Annotated in this window: 17 protein-coding genes; 6 read left to right on the plus strand and 11 right to left on the minus strand. The window is 69.3% G+C overall.

Annotation, left to right across the window (positions count from 1 at the left end):
• Nucleotides 1-101: 101 nt before the first annotated feature.
• The 4 genes from ACGFYN_RS13760 to ACGFYN_RS13775 form a co-directional block, all read right to left on the minus strand.
• The gene (locus ACGFYN_RS13760; protein WP_393866004.1) at nucleotides 102-2,246 is read right to left on the minus strand and encodes a hypothetical protein; all 2,145 of its coding nucleotides are present in this window, start codon (nucleotides 2,244-2,246) and stop codon (nucleotides 102-104) included.
• A gap of 154 nt (nucleotides 2,247-2,400) precedes the next feature.
• On the minus strand, nucleotides 2,401-2,811 hold the full coding sequence (locus ACGFYN_RS13765) for a DUF6113 family protein (RefSeq protein ID WP_393866005.1): 411 nt from the start codon (nucleotides 2,809-2,811) through the stop codon (nucleotides 2,401-2,403).
• Nucleotides 2,808-3,683, minus strand: coding sequence for an N-acetyl-1-D-myo-inositol-2-amino-2-deoxy-alpha-D-glucopyranoside deacetylase (gene mshB / locus ACGFYN_RS13770; RefSeq protein ID WP_393866006.1), 876 nt, complete (start codon nucleotides 3,681-3,683; stop codon nucleotides 2,808-2,810). The genes ACGFYN_RS13765 and mshB overlap by 4 nt, the downstream gene beginning before the upstream one ends.
• 63 nt (nucleotides 3,684-3,746) lie before the next feature.
• Nucleotides 3,747-3,941, minus strand: coding sequence for a hypothetical protein (locus ACGFYN_RS13775; RefSeq protein ID WP_393866007.1), 195 nt, complete (start codon nucleotides 3,939-3,941; stop codon nucleotides 3,747-3,749).
• A 177-nt stretch (nucleotides 3,942-4,118) separates the two neighbouring features.
• Between ACGFYN_RS13775 and ACGFYN_RS13780 the strand changes: the two genes are divergently transcribed.
• Nucleotides 4,119-6,239 carry a prolyl oligopeptidase family serine peptidase gene (locus ACGFYN_RS13780; protein WP_393866008.1) on the plus strand — a complete coding sequence of 707 codons (2,121 nt, stop codon included), beginning with the start codon at nucleotides 4,119-4,121 and terminating at the stop codon, nucleotides 6,237-6,239.
• 121 nt (nucleotides 6,240-6,360) lie between these two features.
• Here ACGFYN_RS13780 and ACGFYN_RS13785 read toward each other — a convergent pair whose 3' ends face one another.
• The 5 genes from ACGFYN_RS13785 to ACGFYN_RS13805 are packed head-to-tail and all read right to left on the minus strand — an operon-like array spanning nucleotide 6,361 to nucleotide 11,950.
• Nucleotides 6,361-7,431 carry an ABC transporter ATP-binding protein gene (locus ACGFYN_RS13785; RefSeq protein ID WP_393866009.1) on the minus strand — a complete coding sequence of 357 codons (1,071 nt, stop codon included), beginning with the start codon at nucleotides 7,429-7,431 and terminating at the stop codon, nucleotides 6,361-6,363.
• The gene (locus ACGFYN_RS13790; RefSeq protein ID WP_393866261.1) at nucleotides 7,424-8,407 is read right to left on the minus strand and encodes an ABC transporter ATP-binding protein; all 984 of its coding nucleotides are present in this window, start codon (nucleotides 8,405-8,407) and stop codon (nucleotides 7,424-7,426) included. Before ACGFYN_RS13790 ends, ACGFYN_RS13785 begins: the two co-directional genes overlap by 8 nt.
• 5 nt (nucleotides 8,408-8,412) lie before the next feature.
• Nucleotides 8,413-9,390 carry an ABC transporter permease gene (locus tag ACGFYN_RS13795; RefSeq protein WP_393866010.1) on the minus strand — a complete coding sequence of 326 codons (978 nt, stop codon included), beginning with the start codon at nucleotides 9,388-9,390 and terminating at the stop codon, nucleotides 8,413-8,415.
• The gene (locus tag ACGFYN_RS13800; protein ID WP_393866011.1) at nucleotides 9,383-10,306 is read right to left on the minus strand and encodes an ABC transporter permease; all 924 of its coding nucleotides are present in this window, start codon (nucleotides 10,304-10,306) and stop codon (nucleotides 9,383-9,385) included. The genes ACGFYN_RS13795 and ACGFYN_RS13800 overlap by 8 nt, the downstream gene beginning before the upstream one ends.
• A 6-nt stretch (nucleotides 10,307-10,312) precedes the next feature.
• On the minus strand, nucleotides 10,313-11,950 hold the full coding sequence (locus ACGFYN_RS13805; protein WP_393866012.1) for an ABC transporter substrate-binding protein: 1,638 nt from the start codon (nucleotides 11,948-11,950) through the stop codon (nucleotides 10,313-10,315).
• 473 nt (nucleotides 11,951-12,423) lie between these two features.
• Here ACGFYN_RS13805 and ACGFYN_RS13810 point away from each other — a divergent pair, with 473 nt between their 5' ends.
• From ACGFYN_RS13810 to ACGFYN_RS13830, 5 genes are all read left to right on the plus strand, one after another.
• The gene (locus ACGFYN_RS13810) at nucleotides 12,424-13,452 is read left to right on the plus strand and encodes an ABC transporter permease (RefSeq protein WP_393866013.1); all 1,029 of its coding nucleotides are present in this window, start codon (nucleotides 12,424-12,426) and stop codon (nucleotides 13,450-13,452) included.
• 77 nt (nucleotides 13,453-13,529) lie between these two features.
• On the plus strand, nucleotides 13,530-15,290 hold the full coding sequence (locus tag ACGFYN_RS13815; protein ID WP_393866014.1) for an ABC transporter substrate-binding protein: 1,761 nt from the start codon (nucleotides 13,530-13,532) through the stop codon (nucleotides 15,288-15,290).
• 96 nt (nucleotides 15,291-15,386) lie between these two features.
• Nucleotides 15,387-16,367 (plus strand): ABC transporter permease, encoded by a 981-nt coding sequence (locus ACGFYN_RS13820; RefSeq protein ID WP_393866015.1) that lies wholly within the window; start codon nucleotides 15,387-15,389, stop codon nucleotides 16,365-16,367.
• A 49-nt stretch (nucleotides 16,368-16,416) separates the two neighbouring features.
• A complete protein-coding gene (locus ACGFYN_RS13825) occupies nucleotides 16,417-17,454 on the plus strand; it encodes an ABC transporter ATP-binding protein (RefSeq protein ID WP_393866016.1) in 1,038 nt (345 codons plus the stop codon).
• Nucleotides 17,455-17,480: 26 nt separating this feature from the next.
• Nucleotides 17,481-18,527, plus strand: coding sequence for an ABC transporter ATP-binding protein (locus ACGFYN_RS13830; protein WP_393866017.1), 1,047 nt, complete (start codon nucleotides 17,481-17,483; stop codon nucleotides 18,525-18,527).
• A 147-nt stretch (nucleotides 18,528-18,674) separates the two neighbouring features.
• On the opposite strand, the gene ACGFYN_RS13835 is transcribed toward ACGFYN_RS13830, so the two are convergent.
• Both ACGFYN_RS13835 and ACGFYN_RS13840 read right to left on the minus strand, forming a co-directional pair.
• Nucleotides 18,675-19,949, minus strand: coding sequence for an MFS transporter (locus ACGFYN_RS13835; RefSeq protein WP_393866018.1), 1,275 nt, complete (start codon nucleotides 19,947-19,949; stop codon nucleotides 18,675-18,677).
• A gap of 45 nt (nucleotides 19,950-19,994) precedes the next feature.
• On the minus strand, nucleotides 19,995-20,336 hold the full coding sequence (locus ACGFYN_RS13840) for a hypothetical protein (protein ID WP_393866019.1): 342 nt from the start codon (nucleotides 20,334-20,336) through the stop codon (nucleotides 19,995-19,997).
• Nucleotides 20,337-20,369 lie beyond the last annotated feature (33 nt).

Here is a 20,369-nt window from a genome sequence, read left to right on the forward strand (position 1 = left end):
CGGCAGTCCGCAGTGCCGGATGACAGATGTCATGGGCCAGGGCGTGACATACGACGAGAGGGCACCCGGCGCGTGCCGGGTGCCCTCTCGCGGGGCGTGTGTCAGCTGGGGTTCGTCTGGATGACCCCGACCCGGTTCGACGTGCGCAGCAGGGCCTGGCGCAGGGCGCCGTAGACGTCCTCGGGGGTGACGGCGGTCTTCTTGCCGGTGCCCCGGGTGATCAGGACGCCGTCGAACTGGCCGCCGTAGAGCTGCTTGAGCGCGACGAGGTCGGGCTTGTCGACGAGCTTGCCGTTGACGGCCTGGACCCTGAGGAACTTCCACAGGGACTTCTGCGGGCTCATCAGCAGCGAGACACCCGTGTCCGTCTTGACCGTCACGAGTCCCGACATCGCGGGCTCCGCGAACGCCTTCATCTCACGGTCCACCTCGGCCTTGGACACCGTCGGCTGCTGCGTGGTCGTGGCGACCTGCACCGCCGGGGCCGACCCGGTCTCCACCTGGGTGCGGTAGGCCGTCTCCACGGCGTCGGTGGACCGGGTGACGTCGATGCCCTTGCCCGCCTTGCCGTATATCGGGACGGCCTGGCCGGACTTGAACTGGATCGAGCCCTCGACCATCGAGCCGGAGCCGCCCGACGAGGCCGTCAGGGCCGCGGCCAGCTTCTCCTCGTCGACGGGCATGACCGGGTCGACGACGCGGTGGTTGCCGAAGAGGGAGCCGATGACGGAGATCGGGTTGTAGTCGCTCTCCGCGGCCGCGGCGACCGTGCCCTGCTCGTCCAGTTGGAGCCCGGCCTGGTCGGGCTTGAGCGCGACCGTCTTGCCGCCGACCGACAGCTTCAGCGGCTTGTTCACATTGCCGCCGAAGGCCTCGTCGAGCTTCTTGACGGCGTCGTCGCGCGTGCCGCCGCCGATGTCCACGCCGAGCACGGTGGTGCCCTTGGGCACGTCGGAGTGGTTCATCAGCAGCCCGGCGCCGTAGGCGAGACCGGCGACGACGACCACACCGGTGCCGACCAGCACCAGCTTGTTGCGCCCCTTCTTCTTTTTCTTGGGGCCGGAGGCGGACGGCACGTTCTGTGCCACCGGCTCGGGGAGTTTCGGGGGCGTGTGCGGCAGTGGGGCCTCGCTCGGGGCGCCGGGGCCGAACGGGGAGTTCGAGCCCGGCGGCACGACCGGGATGCCGCTCTTGACGGTCTGCCCCGAGACGTTGTCGGGCGCCGGATACCCCTGCGGACCCGGCTCGGGGGCCGGCTTCTGCGGGGTGAGGATCGCGGTGTCGTCGCTGAGGCCGCCACCGGGGCCGAGACCGGCGCCGTGCGGACCGCCCATGCCGCCGGGGGGCGGGGCCAGGTGGCCGTCGCCGGTGACCGGTCCGCCGGTCGGGCCCGCGGGACCCTGGCCGCCGCGGCCGTTCGGGCCGTCGAAGCCGCTCGCGCCGCCCTGAGCTCCGTACGGGTCCTGCCCGTTCGGCCCGCCCTGGGCGCCGCGCTCGCCGTCCGCGAAGTACGGCAGGTCGTCACGGCGCGGCTCGCCGCCACCGGGACGCGCACCGAGCGGTCCCGCGGCCAGCGCCTCGGTGACGTCGAAGGAACCGGTGCCGCCGCCGTGTCCGGGGGCCACCGGCCCGCCGGTCGCTCCGGGGAGGCCGGCGCCGTTCGTCCCGCCGGGGCGGGAGGCGCCCGGCACGCTCATGGAGCCGACGACACCGCCGGGGCGGCCGGTGTTCGGACGCGGAGCGCCGGGAGCCCCGGCACCAGTGCCCGGTGCGGGCGGTGCGGGAGGTGCGGCCGGTGCTCCCGAACCGCCCGGCAGACCGGCTCCGTTGGTCCCGCCACCGCCCTGACCGCCCTTGGGCGCCCCGGCCTTGCGCGGTGCGAACCAGTCGCTGGTCTTCTCCTCGGCGGGCGGTGCGGGCTCGGCCGGAGGCTCGACGGTGCCCATGGACTGGGTCGCCTGCGGCGGCGGGGCCTCGGTCTCCCCGGTCTCCTCGGGGGACCCGGCGTCCGTGACGGGCGTACGCACGACGACCGGCGGAATGGGCCGCGACCCGGGGATGTTGATCCGGATCCGGGTCGTCAGCGTGGTCTCGGTCTTGCGCTCCTCCGGCTGCGCGGCCGATCGGCCCGCGTCCGTACCGGCGTCGGAAGCCGTGGGCGTCCCGTACGGCGGCGTGCCCGACGGGTATGCGGCTCCGCCGCGCCCGTTGGGCCCGGAGGACGGAGTGTCAGTTTCACGACTCAAGGCAGGTTCTCCCGGTTGGCTCCGCCGCCCGACACAACCTCGCGGGCGGCTCGGCGGCGCGCACCACCATACTGGCCACTTCTGGCGCGTATCCCATGACCGCCGGGGAAACCCACACGGGACTCGCACGCACGGTTAATGGCGAAGTGGTACGTCACTTGCCAAGTCGGACCTCACGGCCCCTTGGTTGCCACCCCTGACCAAGGGTGGCGCAGATCACAGCCACGGCCATGCCGCCGAGCAGGAAGACGTACGAGCCGCCTCCCGCGCCGAAGAGGAAGTCCCCCTCGGGCCTGCTGGCGGTGAGCAGGATGACGGCGATCAGCCAGCCGGCGGCGGGCGCGATCGCCCCGCCCCGGCCACGGGCGACCAGTCCGCCGCCGAGGCAGAGCCCCGCCTCGCCCGCGAGCGCGAGCAGCAGCCCGCCCGGGAACCAGGCGCCCTGCACCAGCGAACCGGCCACGCCGACCGCGAGGCCGAGCACGAAGAGGCCCACGTACAGCCCGACCCGCCCGGCGGAGGGTGGCTGCAGCGGCTGGGTGAGCAGCGAGCCGCGCTCGTTCATGACGCCTCCCCCACGCCGGCACCGGCTGCGAGCCCGGCGAACAGATCGCTCTCCCGCGCCGCGCCGGCCTCGCCGCGCACCAACTCGTAGTACTCGGTGGTGAAGAGGGGCTGGGCCAGCTCGTTGGAGAGCGCGAAGCAGCCCTCCGCAACCTCGATCTGCGTGGCGTGCGCCCGCATCGCGGCGGCCTTGGCGGCGGCGTGTGCGCCGCCGTCGATCTCGGCGGTGACGCGGTCGTCGGGCACGACACCCGGTACGTCGCCGACGGCGGCGACCTTGGAGAAGGGCAGAGTGGGCAGTTCGTCCGCAAGCCGGGCGAAGGCCTCTTCCGCGACGGACTCGGGCACCCGGTTCCAGTACACCTTGGGGATGTGCCAGCCCGCCCCGGCGGCGAGTTCGGCGGCGCGCATGGCGACGCGGTGGGCCTGGATGTGGTCGGGGTGGCCGTAGCCGCCGTTGTCGTCGTAGGTGACCAGGACCTGGGGGCGCACCTCGAGGATCACCTCGACCAGGTGTCCGGCCGCCTCGTCGACGTCCGCCTGCCAGAAGCAGTCCGGGTCGTCGTTGTCGGCCAGGCCCATCATCCCGGAGTCTCCGTAGCGGCCCGGGCCGCCGAGCAGTCGGACGTCCTCGACGCCGAGCGCGTCCATGGCCTCGGTGAGCTCGCGCAGCCGGTGTTCGCCCAGTGCCGCGCCGGTGAGATGCCGCAGGTCCGTCGGGATGACCTCGCCGCGCTCGCCGAGGGTGCAGGTGACCAGGGTGACGTGAGCGCCCCCGGCCGCGTAGGCGGCCATGGTCGCGCCGTTGTTGATCGACTCGTCGTCCGGATGCGCGTGCACCAGGAGCAGACGCCGGGAGGGCTGTTCCGTCATGGAGCCACCCTACGAGGCCGCGAGCCCCGGCCCCCGCTCACCCGCCTGCTCTCGGACCGCCGGTCAGAACTTGATGCTGCCGATCATCCCGGCGATGTTCGTCGTCAGCTCGTTGATGGTGGGAGCGATGGTCGAGGACGCGAGGTAGAACCCGAGCAGCATGGACACGATGGCATGCCCCGCCTTCAGTCCTGACTTCTTGATCAGCAGGAAGACGACGATCGCCAGCAGCACCACCGCCGAAATCGAGAGTGCCACGGCGGTTCACCTCCAAAGGTCCCAGCAGTGGGGGATCGGACTTGGGGGGGGCAGATAAATCCACGCAACAACCAGCAGGTTCATACCCACCATGCGCCAGTGATCATAACTATTCGGGCGCGCGCATCGATCGGCGCACGGCCGCACAAGGGGGCGCATGGCCAATATGGTCGGACCATGACGACGACGTCCGACTCCTTCCCCCGCCGGCACGCACGCACCCAGCGATTCACGCTCGGTGCGCCGCGTGCTTTCACCGTGGCGCCCGACGGCGCGCGTGTCGTGTTCCTGCGCTCCACCTCCGGTACGGACAGGGCGAGTTCCCTGTGGGTCCTCGACCCGGCGCAGGGGCAGGAGCGCGTGGCGGCCGACCCGCGCGCCCTGCTGGGCGGCGCCGACGAGGACCTGCCGCCCGAGGAACGGGCGCGCCGCGAGCGCAGCCGTGAGGGCGGCGCCGGGATCGTCGGCTACGCCACCGACGCGGACGTGGAGTTGGCGTCTTTCGCCTTGTCAGGGCGGCTTTTCGCGGCCGAGCTGCGGGCCGGCACGGCACGTGAACTCCCCGCCGCGGGGCCGGTGATCGACCCGCGCCCCTCCCCCGACGGCCGGCACGTCGCCTACGTCGCGCACCGTGCGCTGCGGGTCGTCAGCGCCGAGGGCAAGGACGAGCGGGCGCTCGCGGAGCCGGAGTCGGCCGAGGTCACCTACGGGCTGGCCGAGTTCATCGCGGCCGAGGAGATGGGCCGCTCCCGGGGCTTTTGGTGGTCGCCTGACTCGGAGCGCCTGCTGGTCGCGCGTGTGGACGACACGCCGGTCCGGCGCTGGTGGATCTCCGACCCGGCACGGCCCGAACGTGATCCACAGCACGTGCCCTACCCGGCGGCGGGCACCGCCAACGCGGACGTACGGCTGTTCGTGATCGGCCTGGACTCAGAGCGCACGGAGGTGGTCTGGGACCGGGCGCGCTATCCGTATCTGGCCCATGTGCACTGGTCGGACGCGGGTGCGCCGCTGCTGCTCGTACAGGCGCGCGACCAGCGCAGCCAGCTGTTCCTGGCGGTGTCGCCGGAGACGGGCGAGACCCGGCTGGTGCACGCGGACGAAGATCGAGTTTGGCTTGATCTTTTCCCCGGGGTGCCCTGCTGGAGTCCCTCGGGAAACCTGGTGCGGATCGCCGACGAGGGTGGCGCGCGGGTGCTCGCGGTGGGTGAACGCCCGCTGACGGGACCGCAGTTGCACGTCCGTGCGGTGCTGGACGTGGGGCCGCACGACGTGCTGGTCTCCGCGTCGGCGGGCGCCGAGGCCGACGCCCCCGAGATCGGCGAGGTGCACGTCTATCGCGTCAACGAGCTCGGCCTGGAGCGCGTCTCGCAGGAGCCCGGTGTGCACGCGGCCGTGCGCGCCGGGGGTGTGACCGTGCTGGTGTCGGCCTCGGTCGACCGGCCGGGCAGCCGTGTGAGGGTACTTCGCGACGGCAAGCAGGCGGCGACCCTCACCTCGCATGCCGAAGATCCCGGTATGTCCCCGCGCGTGACCTTGACCGAAGGGGGCGCACGCCGCATCCCGTGCGCCGTGTTGCTCCCCCGTGACCACGACGGCCGGACCCCGCTGCCCGTCCTCATGGATCCCTACGGCGGTCCGCACGGCCAGCGGGTGGTCGCCGCGCACAATCCGCACCTGACCTCGCAGTGGTTCGCCGACCAGGGCTTCGCGGTCGTCGTCGCCGACGGCCGCGGCACCCCGGGCCGCTCCCCGGCCTGGGAGAAGGCGGTCCGCGACGACCTCGCGGCGGTCGTCCTCGAGGACCAGGTGGACGCGCTGCAGGCGCTCGCCGCCGACTTTTCCCTCGATCTGGACCGGGTCGCCATCCGCGGCTGGTCCTTCGGCGGCTATCTGGCGGCGCTCGGGGCGCTGCGCCGCCCGGACGTCTTCCACGCGGCCGTGGTGGGCGCACCGGTCACCGATCTGCGCCTGTACGACACCCACTACCAGGAGCGCTACCTCGGCCACCCGGACGAGCAGCCGGAGGTCTACCGGCGCAACTCGCTGATCGACGACGCCGGTCTGGTGGACGCCGCCGAGCCGCACCGTCCGATGATGGTCATCCACGGCTTCGCCGACGACAACGTGGTGGTCGCCCACTCCCTGCGGCTGTCCTCGGCGCTGCTCGCCGCCGGCCGGCCGCACGAGGTGCTGCCGCTGTCCGGCGTCACCCACATGACTCCGCAGGAGTCGGTGGCCGAGAATCTGCTGCTACTGCAACTCGACTTCCTGCGACGGTCGTTGGGCCTGGCGTAGCACGGCAGCGGGCCGGGGCGACATGGCGTGCCCCGGCCCGCTTACGGCACCCGCACGGCCGTACGCTCCACAGCCTGACGCGTCCGTATATCGGAGGCGGGTCGGCCAAGTTGCCTGCGTGTTACTCCTCTTCTTCCTCCCGCTCCTGCTCCTTCTGCTCCGGCTCCTCGGCCGGTACGACCTGCTTCTCCTCCGCGAAGTGGCAGGCCGAGTCATGGGCGGTCGGGCCGGTCTCGTAGCGGAACACGGCGGGCACGGCGAGCTCCGGCACCTCCAGCGCGCACCGCTCCTGCGCCTTCCAGCAGCGGGTGCGGAAGCGGCAGCCGGAGGGCACGTTCGTCGGTGACGGCACGTCGCCCGCCAGGATGATCCGCTCCCGGTGCTCGCGCGCCTCCGGGTCGGGCAAGGGGACGGCGGACAGCAGCGCCTGGGTGTACGGGTGCGTCGGGTGGTCGTAGATCTCGCTGTCCCGGCCGGTCTCCACGATCCGGCCGAGGTACATCACGCCGACCCGGTCCGAGATGTGCCGGACGATCGACAGGTCGTGCGCGATGAAGACGTAGCTGAGCTCGAACTCGCTCTGCAGCCGGTCGAGGAGGTTGATCACCTGGGCCTGCACGGAGACGTCGAGCGCGGAGACCGGCTCGTCGGCGACGATGATCTCCGGGCGCAGGGCCAACCCGCGGGCGATGCCGATGCGTTGACGCTGGCCGCCGGAGAACTGGTGCGGATAACGGTTGATGTACTCGGGGTTGAGGCCCACGACGTCCAGCAGCTCCTGGACCTTGCCGCGCCGGTCGCCCTTGGGGGCCACCTCGGGGTGGATCTCGTACGGCTCCCCGATGATGTCGCCCACCGTCATACGGGGGTTGAGAGAGGTGTACGGGTCCTGGAAGACCATCTGGATGTTGCGCCGCACGGAGCGCAGGGCCTTGCCGGAGATCCGGGCGATGTCCTCGCCCTTGTAACGGATCTGACCGGCCGTCGGCTTCTCCAGGTTGACCAGCATCTTGGCGACCGTCGACTTGCCGCAGCCGGACTCGCCGACGATGCCGAGGGTTTCGCCGCGGCCCAGTTCGAAGTCGACGCCGTCGACGGCCTTCACGGCGCCGACCTGCTTCTTGAAGAGGATGCCCTGGGTGAGTGGATAGTGCTTGACCAGCCCGCTGACCTGAAGAATCGGCTCAGCCATTCAGGCACTCCCTCCAGAAGTGGCAGGCGCTGCGCCGGGCCGAGTCCTGGCCGTCCACCTCGTACAGGGGCGGCAGGTCCGTGCGGCACACGTCCTGGGCCATCGGGCAGCGGGGGTTGAAGGCGCAGCCGGCCGGGATGTTCATGAGGTTGGGCGGCAGGCCCTTGATGGCGTAGAGCTCCTCGCCCTTCTGGTCCAGGCGGGGGATCGAGTCCAGCAGGCCCTTGGTGTACGGGTGTGCGGGCGCCTTGTAGATGTCGTGCACGGGGGCCGACTCGACGATCCGGCCCGCGTACATCACCGCGATCTTGTCGGCGACGTCGGCGACCACGCCCAGGTCGTGGGTGATGAGGATGAGCCCCATGTTGAACTCGCGCTGCAACTCGGCTAGCAGGTCCATGACTTGAGCCTGGACGGTGACGTCGAGGGCGGTGGTGGGCTCGTCGGCGATGATGAGGGCGGGCTCCAGGGCCAGGGCCATCGCGATCATGATGCGCTGGCGCATGCCGCCGCTGAACTGGTGCGGATAGTCCTTGACGCGTTCCCTGGCCGCCGGGATGCGCACCCGGTCCATCAGCTCGACGGCCTTGTTCCGCGCGTCCTTCTTCGACATCCCCCGGTGCACGACGAACATCTCGCCGAGCTGGTCGCCCACGGAGAGCACGGGGTTGAGGGAGGACAGCGCGTCCTGGAAGATCATGGCCATCTCGGCCCCGCGGACCTTGCGCCGCTCGTCCTCCTTGAGCTTCAGCAGGTCCCGTCCCTGGAAGAGGATCTCGCCGCCGGTGATCCTCCCGGGCGGGATGTCGAGGATGCCCATGACCGCCTGCGCGGTGACGGACTTCCCCGACCCGGACTCCCCGAGCACCGCGAGCGTCTCCCCCGCGTCCACGCTGTAATCCACCCCGTTGACGGCCCTGGCCACTCCGTCCCGGGTCCGGAACTCCACGTGCAGGTCCCGCACTTCGAGCAGCAACGCCATCACCTCAGCTTCGGATCGAGAGCGTCCCGCACCGCGTCGCCCAGCATGATGAAGGCGAGGACCGTGAGGGCGAGGGCGCCGGCCGGCCACAGGAGCATGTGGGGGGCGTTGCGGATGTAGGGGGAGGCGGCGGAGATGTCGATGCCCCAGCTGACCGTGGGGGGTTTGAGGCCGACGCCGAGGTAGGACAGGGTCGCCTCCAGGGCGATGTAGGTGCCGAGCGCGATGGTCGCCACCACGATCACCGGGGCCACGGCGTTGGGGGTGATGTGCCGCAGCAGGATGCGGGAGTTGGAGGCGCCGAGGGCGCGGGCGGCCTGGACGTAGTCGTTCTGCTTGGCGGTGATGACCGAGCCGCGGGCGATGCGGTAGACCTGCGTCCAGCCGAGCAGCACGATGAAGCCGACGACCGGCCAGATCGTGTTGCTGGTCACCACGGAGAGCAGGACGAGACCGCCGAGCACGACCGGGATCGCGAAGAAGATGTCGGTGATCCGGGACATCAGTGAGTCCCAGCCCCCGCCGAAGAACCCGGCGAGTCCGCCCAGGACCGACCCGAGGAGCGCGACACCGAGTGTGGCCAGGACGCCGACGCTGATGGAGACACGGGTCCCGTACACCGTGCGCGTGTAGACGTCGCAGCCCTGGCCGTCGTAGCCGAAGGGATGGCCGGGCTGCGAGCCCTCCTGGGCCTTGGAGAGGTCGCACTTGAGGGGGTTGCCGGAGGTGATCAGCGACGGCCAGATGGAGATGACGACCAGGAAGAGGATCACCAGCCCCGAGATGATGAAGACCGGATTGCGGCGCAGGTCCCGCCAGGCGTCGGACCACAGGGAGCGCGGCCTGCCCGCGGGCCCCGTGCCCTCCGGTCCCCCGGGCGTCCGCTCCAGCGTCTCCGCCTCGGTCACCGCGAGGTCCATCGCGCCGCCCGTGCCCGCGGAGGAGATGACGCCCTCGGACTCGTACTGCTCAGGCATAACGGATCCTCGGGTCGAGTACGGCGTACAGGAGGTCGACGAGCAGGTTGGCCACCAGGAAGACGAGGACGAGTACGGTCACGAAGCCGACGACGGTCTGCGTGTTCTGCCGCAGGATGCCCTGGTAGAGCTGGTAGCCGACGCCGTGGATGTTGAAGATCCGCTCGGTGACGATCGCGCCGCCCATCAGCGCCCCGATGTCCGTGCCGATGAACGTCACCACGGGGATCAGGGAGTTGCGCAGCAGGTGCCGGACGATCACCCGCTGCCGCGGCAGGCCCTTGGCGATGGCCGTGCGGACGTAGTCGGAGCGCCGGTTCTCCGCGATGGAGGTCCGGGTCAGCCGGGTCACGTAGGCGAGGGAGACGGAGGCCAGGACCAGGCCCGGCACGATCAGTTCGCCGAAGTTCGCGTCCGGGGAGACCGACGGTTTGATCCAGCCCCACTCGACGCCGAGCAGCAGCTGCAGCAGCAGGCCGGTGACGAAGGTGGGGACGGAGATGACGACGAGGGTGAGCAGCAGCACCGAGGTGTCGACCGGACGCCCGCGCTTCAGTCCCGTGATCACCCCCAGCGTGATGCCGATGACGATCTCGAAGAGGATCGCCACGATGGTGAGCCGGATCGTGACGGGGAACGCCGTCGCCATCAGCTCGGTGACCTTCTGCCCGTTGAACGCGGTGCCGAAGTCGCCGGTGAAGACGTTCCCCATGTACGTCAGGTATTGCTGCCAGACCGGTTTGTCGAGGCCGAACTCCTTCTTCAGCTGGGCGGCCGTGGCCGGGTCGCACTGCCGCTCGCCGCACAGGCCCGCGATGGGGTCGCCCATCACGTTGACCATCAGGAAGATCAGCAGCGTGGCCCCGATGAACACCGGGATCATCTGGATCAGACGCCGGACCACGTACCTGCCCATAGGCGCTCAGCCGACCTTGATCTCGTTGTAGACCGGGACGCTGAAGGGGTTGAGGGCGACGTTGGAGAGCCGGTCGGACCAGCCTGCGCTGCCGTTCTGGTACCAGAGCGGGATGGCCGCCATGTTGTCCCGTACGACCTTCTCGGCGCTCTGGAACAGCGAGATCGCCTTGGTGGTGTCGGTCTCGCCGTTGGCCTGGTTCACGAGGTTGTCGAAGTCCTTGTTGGACCAGTGGCCGTCGTTGGAGGAGGCGTTGGTGTAGTAGAGCGGCTGCAGGAAGTTCTGGATCAGCGGGTAGTCCATCTGCCACCCGGCCCGGAACGGGCCCGACATCTTCTTCGCGGTGATCTTGTTGCGGAAGTCCGCGAAGGTGCCGACCGGGTTGCCGACGCAGGCCTTGTCGTTGCCGAGCGAGTTGTTGATGGAGTTGCAGACGGCGTCCACCCACTCCTTGTGCGAGCCCGTGTCCGCGTTGTAGCTGATCTTGACCTGGCCGCCGGGCAGTCCGCCGCCCTCCTGGACCATCTTCTTCGCCTCGGAGGGGTTGTAGTCGCAGGCGCTCCCGCACAGCCCGTCCTGGAACCCGCCCTTCGTGCCGAGCACCGGGGAGGTCCAGTCGCTGGCCGGGGTGCGGGTCTTCTGGAAGATCGTGTCGGTGATCTGCTTGCGGTTGATCGCCATGGACAGGCCCGTGCGCACCTTCTGCGAGCCGCTCTTGTTCCAGTTCGGGTCGTAGAAGGGGAAGGCGAGCGTCTGGATGATGCCGGCCGGGGTGTTCAGATACCGGCCGCCGAGGTCGCTCTTGACGTTCTTGAGCTGGGCGGCCGGGACGTCGTCGACCAGATCGAGGTTGCCGGCGATGAGGTCGGTGTAGGCGGTGTTGTTGTCGGTGTAGACCTTGAGGTCCACGCCGCCGTTCTGCGCCTTGTCCGTGCCGGGGTAGGCGTCCCACTTCCTGAGGGACATCTTCGAGCCCTTGGTGTACGACTGCACCGTGTACGGACCGTTGCCGACGGGCTTCGCGATCCAGGAGGCGTGGTCGCTGAAGAACGCCTGCGGCAACGGCGCGAAGGCCACGTAGCCGAGGGTGTCCGGGAAGGTCGAGAACTTCTGGCTGAGCTTGATCGTGAAGGTGTTGGTGCCGGTGACCTTCAGCCCGGAGAGCGTGTCGGCGGTCTGCTTGCCGCTGTCGGGGTGGACCTTGTCGTAGCCCTCGATGTACCCGAAGAAGTACGCGTTCTTCTGGTTGTTCTTCAGGCTGGCGCCGTAGTTCCAGGCGTCCACGAAGGACTTGGCGGTGACGGGCTCGCCGTTGCTGAACTTCCAGCCGCTCTTGACGGTGACGGTGAAGTTCGTCGAGTCCGTGGTGTCGATCTTCTGGGCGAGCATGTCCTTGGCCGCGCCGGTCTTGGGGTCGTACCGCTTGAGCCCGCGGAAGATCATGTCGAGGACCTTGCCGCCCTGCACCTCGTTGGTGTTGGCCGGCTCCAGCGGGTTCTGCGGGTCTCCCCAGGAGGAGCTGAGCACGCCACCGCTGCCACCACTGCCGCCGCCGTTGTCGCTGCCGCCGCCCCCGCAGGCCGTCGCGGCGAGTGCGACCGCCGCCGCGCCCGCGGCCCATTTGGCGTGCGTGGCTCCGCGCATCGTGTGCCTCCTCATGACTGCCAGTCCATTACCGGCAATATCAACTCAAAAGGAACGCACCGCACACGCACCGAGCCCATTGGGGGATCTTCGGCGGGTCATGCCATCCGGATGGGCGCGCACGGGCCTCGCCGGGACAAAGGATCTTCCGCGGATCGCGCAATGGATCTTCACCATCCGATGCCGAACCGTTGGATCGTTACGCGGAGATGTACGGATTTCGATACGGAGGCATCCGCATATCGAACTCCTTGCCCGTTTCGCGCAGTTAGCCCGAATCTGGACACGGATCGATTACAAGGCACTACACGCGTAGCTACAGATCGGTCAAGGCCGGGCAAAGAAAGCAAAGCTAAGCCCAAGTCGAGTGAGAATTTATTGACCTTGAACGAATTGCGTTGAAAAAGTCCGGCGTAGCCCGTAGGGGAGCGCCCTGCGGAGTCACTCAGACCTCCTCCTGGGCCAGGAGCACCATGACCCCCCCAACTCCATCGGCGGCTGCACCGCTCGAGGTGACCGACGCGAGCGTCGAGACGTCACCCTCGCCCTCCACCCCCAAGGGCAGCGAGAGCCGTTCACCCGGGCGTCTGGCCTGGACTCGCTTCAAGCGCGACCGGACGGGTGTTATATCCGCCTACATCGTGATCTTCTTCATCGTGATCGCGGTGGCCGCGCCACTGATAGCCAAGCTCTATGGCAAGGACCCGTACACGACGTACGCCAGCCAGAACCCGAACCTGCTGAACGCGTTCTCCTACCCGGCCGGTCCCAACGGCGGTATGAGCTCGGACTTCTGGTTCGGCATCGAGCCCCAGCTCGGGCGGGACGTCTTCACGTTCCTGCTGTACGCCATCCGCAACTCGCTGGGCATCGCCGCGGCCGCCGCCATCCTCACCACGGTGCTCGGCGTCCTCATCGGTGTCACGGCGGGCTACCTGGGGGGCAAGGTCGACTACTTCGTCGGCCGGGTCATCGACATCCTGCTGTCGTTCCCCTCGACGCTGTTCTTCATCGCCTTCATGCCCGTCGTCTTCGGCTTCTTCGTCGCCCCGGACGACAACATCCCCACCTCGCTGCGGGCCTTCGCGCTGATCATCGTCCTGTCCTTCTTCGGCTGGTCGAGCATCGCCCGTCTGCTGCGCGGCCAGGTACTCGGCCTGCGCGAGCGGGAGTTCATCGAGGCAGCGAAGATCACGGGCGCGTCCCCGATGCGCATCGTGTTCAAGGAGCTGCTGCCGAACCTGTGGACACCGATCATCATCCAGTTCACACTGCTGCTCCCCCTCTACGTGACCTCGGAGGCGGGTCTCTCCTTCCTCGGCGTCGGCATGATCGACCCGACCCCGGACTGGGGCGTCATGATCGCTCGCGGCGCCCAGTTCTACACCGAGGACTTCACCTTCATGCTCTTCCCGGGCCTGTCGATGGTGATCTTCGTCCTCGCCTTCAACCTGCTCGGTGACTCGGTGCGCGACGCGCTCGACCCGAAGTCCAGGCGGTAACCCAAGCTCCCCGTCCCGGCCGGCCCGCCGCCCGGCCGGTCCCGTTCGTCACGACTCACACAAGAGGCAGGCCCAGCATGTCCTTTTCCCGCAGAAACTTCCTGATAGCCACCGGTGTGGCCGCGGCCGGCACCACCGTGCTGAGCGCCTGCGGCGGCAGCGGGGGCGGCAGCTCGTCGAACGACAAGGTGCCCTCGGTCTCCGGTGCCAAGACCATGAACATCCCGGTCGGCACCAAGGCCGACTCCACCGGCCCCGCGCCGGAGGTCCCGGGTGCGGTCAAGGGCGGCACGATCTACTCGCTCGACCAGTTCGACATGGACCACCTGGACCCGGCCCAGATCTACGTCTCGACCGAGGGCGCCATCACCCGTCCGATCCTGCGCGGCCTCACCGGCTACAAGATCGACGAGAAGGGCGGCTGCACTCTGATCGGCGACGTCGCCACCGACGCCGGCACCATGAAGGACGGCGGCAAGACCTGGTCGTTCACCATCAAGGACGGCATCAAGTGGGAGGACGGCGCCGAGCTGTCCATGGACGACGTCCGCCACACCTTCGAGCGCCTCTTCGCCTCCTTCGTCACCGAGGGTCCCCGCTACGTCCAGCAGTGGCTGGTCGGCGGCGACAAGTACAAGGGCCCCTACAGCGGCAAGAGCCTCGACTCGATCGAGATCGACGGCAAGACCATCACGTTCCACCTCACCGAGGCGCGTGCCGACTTCAACTACACGCTCGGCATGCCGGGTTACGGCCTGGTGCCGAAGAAGCACGACACCAAGGAGCAGTACGACAAGCGTCCGTACGCCCTCGGTCCGTACAAGATCGGCGACCGCAAGATCGGCAAGTCGCTGACCTACGTGCGCAACGAGCACTGGGACCCGAAGACGGACGCGATGCGCAACGCCTACCCGGACAAGTACCTCTTCCAGTTCGGCTTCGAGACCGTCGCCTCCACCGACCGCTACATCGCGGACAAGGGCAACGACCAGTACACGATGTCGATCTTCAACGAGGTCGCTCCGGAGCGCACCCAGCAGGTGCTCACCAACGCCACGCTGAAGAAGCGCGTCCTCACCCAGGTCGACACGGTCACCTACTACTGGCCGATCAACACCACCCGGATCAAGGACGTCAAGGTCCGTCAGGCCATCAACTGGGCCTGGCCGCACCAGCAGCTGCAGACCATCCGCGGCGGCAAGGCCACCAGCGAACTGGCCTCCACCATCCTCAGCCCCGTCACCCCCGGCTACGAGAACTTCGACCTCTACGGCGTGGAGACGAAGCCCGGTGGCGACCCGGCGAAGGCCAAGGCCCTGCTGAAGGAGGCCGGCAAGGTCGGCCAGAAGCTGGTCATCGCCTACCAGCAGTCGGACAACGCGGTGAAGCAGGCCGTCGCGATCAAGAACGCCCTGGAGGCGGCGGGCTTCACGGTCGTCAACAAGCAGGTCGACAAGACGACCTTCTACACCCAGATCGGCAAGATCGACAACGGCTACGACCTGTTCGCCGCCGGCTGGAGCCCGGACTGGCCGAACGGCTACTCGGTCTTCTACCCCTGCTGGAGCGGCAAGAACATCGGCGACGGCCGCAGCAACTACGCCCAGCTGAACGACCCGACCGTGAACAAGGCGATCGACCAGGCCTCCACGATCGCGGACACGAAGGCGGCCAACAAGGCGTGGGGTGCCATCGACAAGCAGATCATGGAGCTCGCGGCGGTCGTCCCGGACTACCACTCCATCCGTAACTGGATGTACGGATCCAAGGTCGGCAACGTGGTCTACGACGCCGGCAACACCTGCGTCGCGCTCTGCAAGCTGTACGTCAAGAAGTAAGCCGACCGGGGGCGGCCGTCGCGACGGCCGCCCCCGCGGTGGCCCACCCCCCTCCTCTCCCCGGCGACGGCGCCCCGTCCGGAAAGTCACGCCCTCATGCCCCGCTTCCTTGTCCGCCGAGTTCTCGGCGCGCTGGTCATCCTCCTGATCATCAGCGCCGTCACCTTCTGGCTCTTCTACGCCGTTCCGCGTGACCCGGCCACGATGTCCTGCGGCAAGAACTGCACGCCCGACATGCTGGCGAAGATCCGGCACAACCTCGGCATCGACCATCCGATCCCGGTCCAGTACTGGGAATGGCTCAAGGGCGTCTTCGTCGGACGCGACTACTCCGGCTTCGGCCACTGCAACGCCCCGTGCCTGGGCTACTCGTTCGCCAACCGCCAGCCGGTGCTCGGCACCATCCTGGACCGGCTGCCGCTGACGCTCTCGCTCGCCTTCGGCTCCGCCGTCGTCTTCCTGGTCTTCGGCATCGGCACCGGCATGATGGCCGCCGTCAAGCAGGGCAAGTGGCAGGACAAGGTGGCCAGTTCGGCCTCCCTGGTCGCCTCCTCGATGCAGATCTACTTCGTCGGCTACCTCGCGATGTACCTTCTCGTGAGCAAGCTCGACATCCTGGACAACCCCTCCTACACGCCTCTGACGGAGAACCCCGTCAGCTGGGCCTCCGGCCTGATGCTGCCCTGGCTGGTGCTGTCCCTGATCTGGACCGCGAACTACACCCGTATGACGCGCTCCCAGCTGGTCGAGACGCTCAGCGAGGACTACGTCCGCACGGCCCGGGCCAAGGGCCTGTCCCGCCGCAACGTCTTCTTCCGGTTCGCCTGGCGCGGCGCCATGGGCCCGATCGTCACCATCTTCGGCATCGACCTCGCCACCCTCATCGGTGGCGCGATCATCACCGAGTCCGTCTTCAGCCTCCAGGGTGTCGGCCGGCTGGCGCTCTCGTCCGTGGACAAGAGCGACCTGCCCATGCTGCTCGGCGTCACCGTGCTGTCGGCCGGCGCGATCGTGTTCTTCAACATCATCGTCGACGCCGTCTACGCCCTCATCGACCCGCGGATCCGGCTCGCCTGACCTCCGCCGCCCTGCCCCCGACCCCTCGCATCACCCCTGGAGCGTCCCAGTGACGAGCACCGACCAGCAGATCTTCCTCTCCGTCAGGGACCTGAAGGTCCACTTCTCCACCGAGGACGGCATCGTCAAGGCCGTCGACGGCCTCTCCTTCGACCTGGCCAAGGGCAAGACGCTCGGCATCGTGGGCGAGTCGGGTTCCGGCAAGTCCGTCACCAACCTGTCGATCCTCGGCCTGCACGACCCCGCCCGTACGACGATTGACGGCGAGATCCTGCTCGACGGCAAGGACCTGCTCACGGCCACCGAGCGCGAGCTCGAGCGGCTGCGCGGCAACAAGATGTCGATGATCTTCCAGGACGCGCTGGCCTCGCTGTCGCCGTACCACACCATCGGCATCCAGATCGGCGAGACGTACCGCAAGCACACCGGCGCCTCCAAGAAGGAGGCCCGGGCGCGGGCGATCGAGATGCTGCGGCGGGTCGGGATCCCCCAGCCGGACGTCCGGGTGGACGACTACCCGCACCAGTTCTCCGGGGGTATGCGCCAGCGCGCGATGATCGCCATGGCGCTGGTCTGCGACCCCGAGCTGCTGATCGCCGACGAGCCGACGACCGCTCTCGACGTGACCGTCCAGGCCCAGATCATGGACCTGCTCAAGGACCTTCAGCAGGAGTTCGGCACCGCGATCATCTTCATCACCCACGACCTCGGCGTCATCGCCGACATCGCGGACGACGTACTGGTCATGTACGGCGGCCGGTGCGTGGAGCGCGGTACCAAGCAGGAGGTGCTGCGCACCCCGCAGCACCCGTACACGCTGGGCCTGATGACCTCGATGCCGAGTCTCGAGGGCTCGGTCGACGTGCCGCTGAACCCGATCCCGGGCTCGCCGCCGTCGCTGCTCAACCCCCCGTCCGGCTGCCGCTTCCACCCGCGCTGCACCTTCACCGAGAAGGTCGCGGACGGTCTGTGCTCCACCGAGCGGCCGCTGCTCGACGTGGTCGACGGCCGGGGTTCGGCCTGCCACCTCTCGCTCGAGCAGCGCGAGGAGTTCTTCGCCGAATTCGCCGCGTCGCGGCACAACTGACGGACACGAGACGGGATTTCACGATCATGAGCAACGCCACCCCCCTCCTGGACGTCTCCGGGCTGACCAAACACTTTCCGATCAGGGGCGGTTTCCCGTTCCCGCGCACGGTCGGCGCCGTACAGGCGGTCGACGGCCTGGACTTCCAGGTGGCCACGGGCGAGAGCCTGGGCCTGGTCGGTGAGTCCGGCTGCGGCAAGTCGACGACCGGCCGGCTGATCACGCGTCTGCTGGAGCCCACCGCGGGCAAGATCTCCTACCGCGGGCAGGAGATCACCCACGCGAGCCGCAAGCAGCTGGCGCCGATCCGCTCCGAGATCCAGATGATCTTCCAGGACCCGTACGCGTCGCTGAACCCGCGCCAGACGGTCGGCAAGATCATCGCCGGCCCGATGGAGATCAACGGCGTCAACCCGGCGGGCGGCCGCGAGAAGCGCGTGCGCGAGCTGCTGGAGATCGTGGGTCTCAACCCCGAGCACTACAACCGCTTCCCGCACGAGTTCTCCGGCGGACAGCGCCAGCGCATCGGTGTCGCCCGCGCCCTCGCGCTGGAGCCGAAGCTGATCGTCGCCGACGAGCCCGTCTCGGCCCTCGACGTCTCCATCCAGGCCCAGGTGGTGAACCTGCTCCAGAAGGTGCAGCAGGAGCTGGGCATCGCCTTCGTCTTCATCGCCCACGACCTGGCCGTCGTACGGCACTTCTCGCAGCGCGTCGCGGTCATGTACCTCGGCAAGATCGTCGAGATCGCCGACCGCGACGACCTGTACGGCAACCCGCGCCACCCCTACACCCGGGCCCTGCTGTCCGCCGTGCCAGAGGCCACGGCGGACGACCAGCCGGCCCGTGACCGGATCCGGCTGGTCGGAGACGTGCCCTCCCCGATCTCGCCGCCCTCCGGCTGCCGCTTCCGCACCCGCTGCTGGAAGGCGACGGACAAGTGCGCGAGCGAGGCCCCGCCGCTGGTCCAGGTCGAGGGCAACAAGCCCGGCCACCTGACCGCGTGCCACTACCCCGAGACGGTGGATGCCGCGCCCGCCGCCGTTCTCTCCAAGGACCCCGAGGCGGCGGTCTGACACACCCCTTTCGTCAGCCGCCCTCTTCGGAACGGACCTTCAAGGCCCATTGACCCGAGCCCCGAACGTCCGCTTCCCGGGGATGAAGGCCCACGCCGCGCTCTCGCGCCGCGTGGGCCTCTTCTCTGCCGTGGGTGCGCACAGGCCTCAGGCGCCCGCCTGCGGCTCCGCAGCGGCCTTCGTGGCCCCTACGGCGCCGGAGGGCACCCTCTGCGTGCCCAGCGTGCGCACCTGGGGTGAGAGCAGCGCCGCCGCGGTGGCGAGGACGATCAGGGCGGCACAGCCCGCGAGGGCCCGGCCGGTGCCCACGGCCTGTGCGACCGGTCCCGCCACCAGCAGGCCGAGCGGGGCCAGCGCGAGGGAGCCGAACCAGTCGTAGGAACTGACGCGGGACAAGGCGTGTTCGGGGATCTGGCGCTGGATGGTGGTGGCCCACAGGACGCCGAAGACGTCGCTCGAGATGCCGGCGCAGAACATGGCCGCCGCGATCAGCCATACGGGCGCCCGGGCGCAGAGCAGGGCGATGGGCACCGCGGCGGGGAACGTGCACGACACGGCGACCAGCATGGGCCGTCGCACCCGCACGCGGGCGGCGAGCCCCGCGCCGGCGATGGTGCCCAGGGCCTGTGCGCCCACGATGACGGACCAGGCTCGCGCCCCGCCCAGATGCTGTTCGGCGGTCAGCGGGCCCAGCACCCCGACGTTGGCGTTGGTCGCGGCGACCACGACCGCGTACTGGACGACCACGACCCACAGCCACTGCCGGGAGGAGAACTCGTGCCACCCCTCCCGCAGATCGGCCCACCCGGAAGCCTTTTTGCGCGGCGCCGCGGTCACGCCGAGGCGGGACGTCAGGGCCGCGCTGACCACGAAGGACGCGGCGTCGAGTGCGAGAGACCAGCCGGGCCCGACCAGGGCCACCGCGACCCCGGAGAGCGCCAGGCCGAGCAGCAGCGAGCTGTTGGTGCCCATCCGCAGCAGGCCGTTGGCGCGCTGCAGCCGGTCGGCGGGCACGATCAGCGGCACCATGCCGTCCATCGCGGGCGCGAACAGGGCCGTTGCCGTCCCCGCCACGGCCGCGAGCACGCAGAGCGCCACCAGGGGCGCGTGGCCGGTCAGCACCATGGCGGCCAGGCCCCCGTAGGCCCCGGCCCCCAGGACGTCGGCCAGGGCCATCAGCCTCGACCGTGACATCCGGTCCGCGACGACGCCGCCGGCCAGGATGAACACCAGCTGCGGCAGGGCCTGGCAGGCCACCACCAGCGACAGCCGGCCCGGGCCGGCTCCCGGAAGGGCCAGAACCGCGAACGCCAGGGCCACGCGCGCGAATCCGTTGCCCAGCACGGAGATGACGCGCGCGCCGGCGAGCAGCAGGAACCGTCTGTCACGCCACAGCGGCGCGCCGTTCGAAGAAGCCGTCACGGCCAGGCACCCTACGTCCGCGAGGTGATGCGTGGGCGGGACGGGTCAGGTGAGTCGCCGACCCATCTTCGCCGACCGCCGGTTGTGCCCCTTCGTGTCCCACCACTCCTCCAGATGGGCGTGGACGAGATGCACGAGCTGCTGCAGCCGGTCGGGAGGGGGTGCGGGCGAAGTGAGCACATCCACAAAGGACTTGTCGTCCCAGGGGAGGGCGACGACCCAGCGTTCGTCCGGGTGGTCCGGACGGCGCACGGTCAGCCGGTACGTCAGCGTCGCGCTGCGGTCGGGATGGTGCTCGACCGTCAATGCGCCGACGTCGAACCGGAGTCCGTCAGCGGTGACGTACGAGCGTCCGAGGGCCTGCTCGGCCGACGTCTGTTCCTCCACTGGGATCAACCACCCTTTCACCTCGGCCCACAC

The organism is Streptomyces sp. NPDC048419, assembly GCF_043200415.1.
Classification (GTDB): domain Bacteria; phylum Actinomycetota; class Actinomycetes; order Streptomycetales; family Streptomycetaceae; genus Streptomyces.

Bases quoted from the DNA above. Each gene is read 5' to 3' on its own strand.
- ACGFYN_RS13765 (WP_393866005.1), bottom strand. From the start codon at position 2,811: ATGAACGAGCGCGGCTCGCTGCTCACCCAGCCGCTGCAGCCACCCTCC.
- mshB (WP_393866006.1), bottom strand. From the start codon at position 3,683: ATGACGGAACAGCCCTCCCGGCGTCTGCTCCTGGTGCACGCGCATCCG.
- ACGFYN_RS13780 (WP_393866008.1), top strand. From the start codon at position 4,119: ATGACGACGACGTCCGACTCCTTCCCCCGCCGGCACGCACGCACCCAG.
- ACGFYN_RS13785 (WP_393866009.1), bottom strand. From the start codon at position 7,431: ATGGCTGAGCCGATTCTTCAGGTCAGCGGGCTGGTCAAGCACTATCCA.
- ACGFYN_RS13795 (WP_393866010.1), bottom strand. From the start codon at position 9,390: ATGCCTGAGCAGTACGAGTCCGAGGGCGTCATCTCCTCCGCGGGCACG.
- ACGFYN_RS13800 (WP_393866011.1), bottom strand. From the start codon at position 10,306: ATGGGCAGGTACGTGGTCCGGCGTCTGATCCAGATGATCCCGGTGTTC.
- ACGFYN_RS13805 (WP_393866012.1), bottom strand. From the start codon at position 11,950: ATGCGCGGAGCCACGCACGCCAAATGGGCCGCGGGCGCGGCGGCGGTC.
- ACGFYN_RS13810 (WP_393866013.1), top strand. From the start codon at position 12,424: ATGACCCCCCCAACTCCATCGGCGGCTGCACCGCTCGAGGTGACCGAC.
- ACGFYN_RS13815 (WP_393866014.1), top strand. From the start codon at position 13,530: ATGTCCTTTTCCCGCAGAAACTTCCTGATAGCCACCGGTGTGGCCGCG.
- ACGFYN_RS13820 (WP_393866015.1), top strand. From the start codon at position 15,387: ATGCCCCGCTTCCTTGTCCGCCGAGTTCTCGGCGCGCTGGTCATCCTC.
- ACGFYN_RS13830 (WP_393866017.1), top strand. From the start codon at position 17,481: ATGAGCAACGCCACCCCCCTCCTGGACGTCTCCGGGCTGACCAAACAC.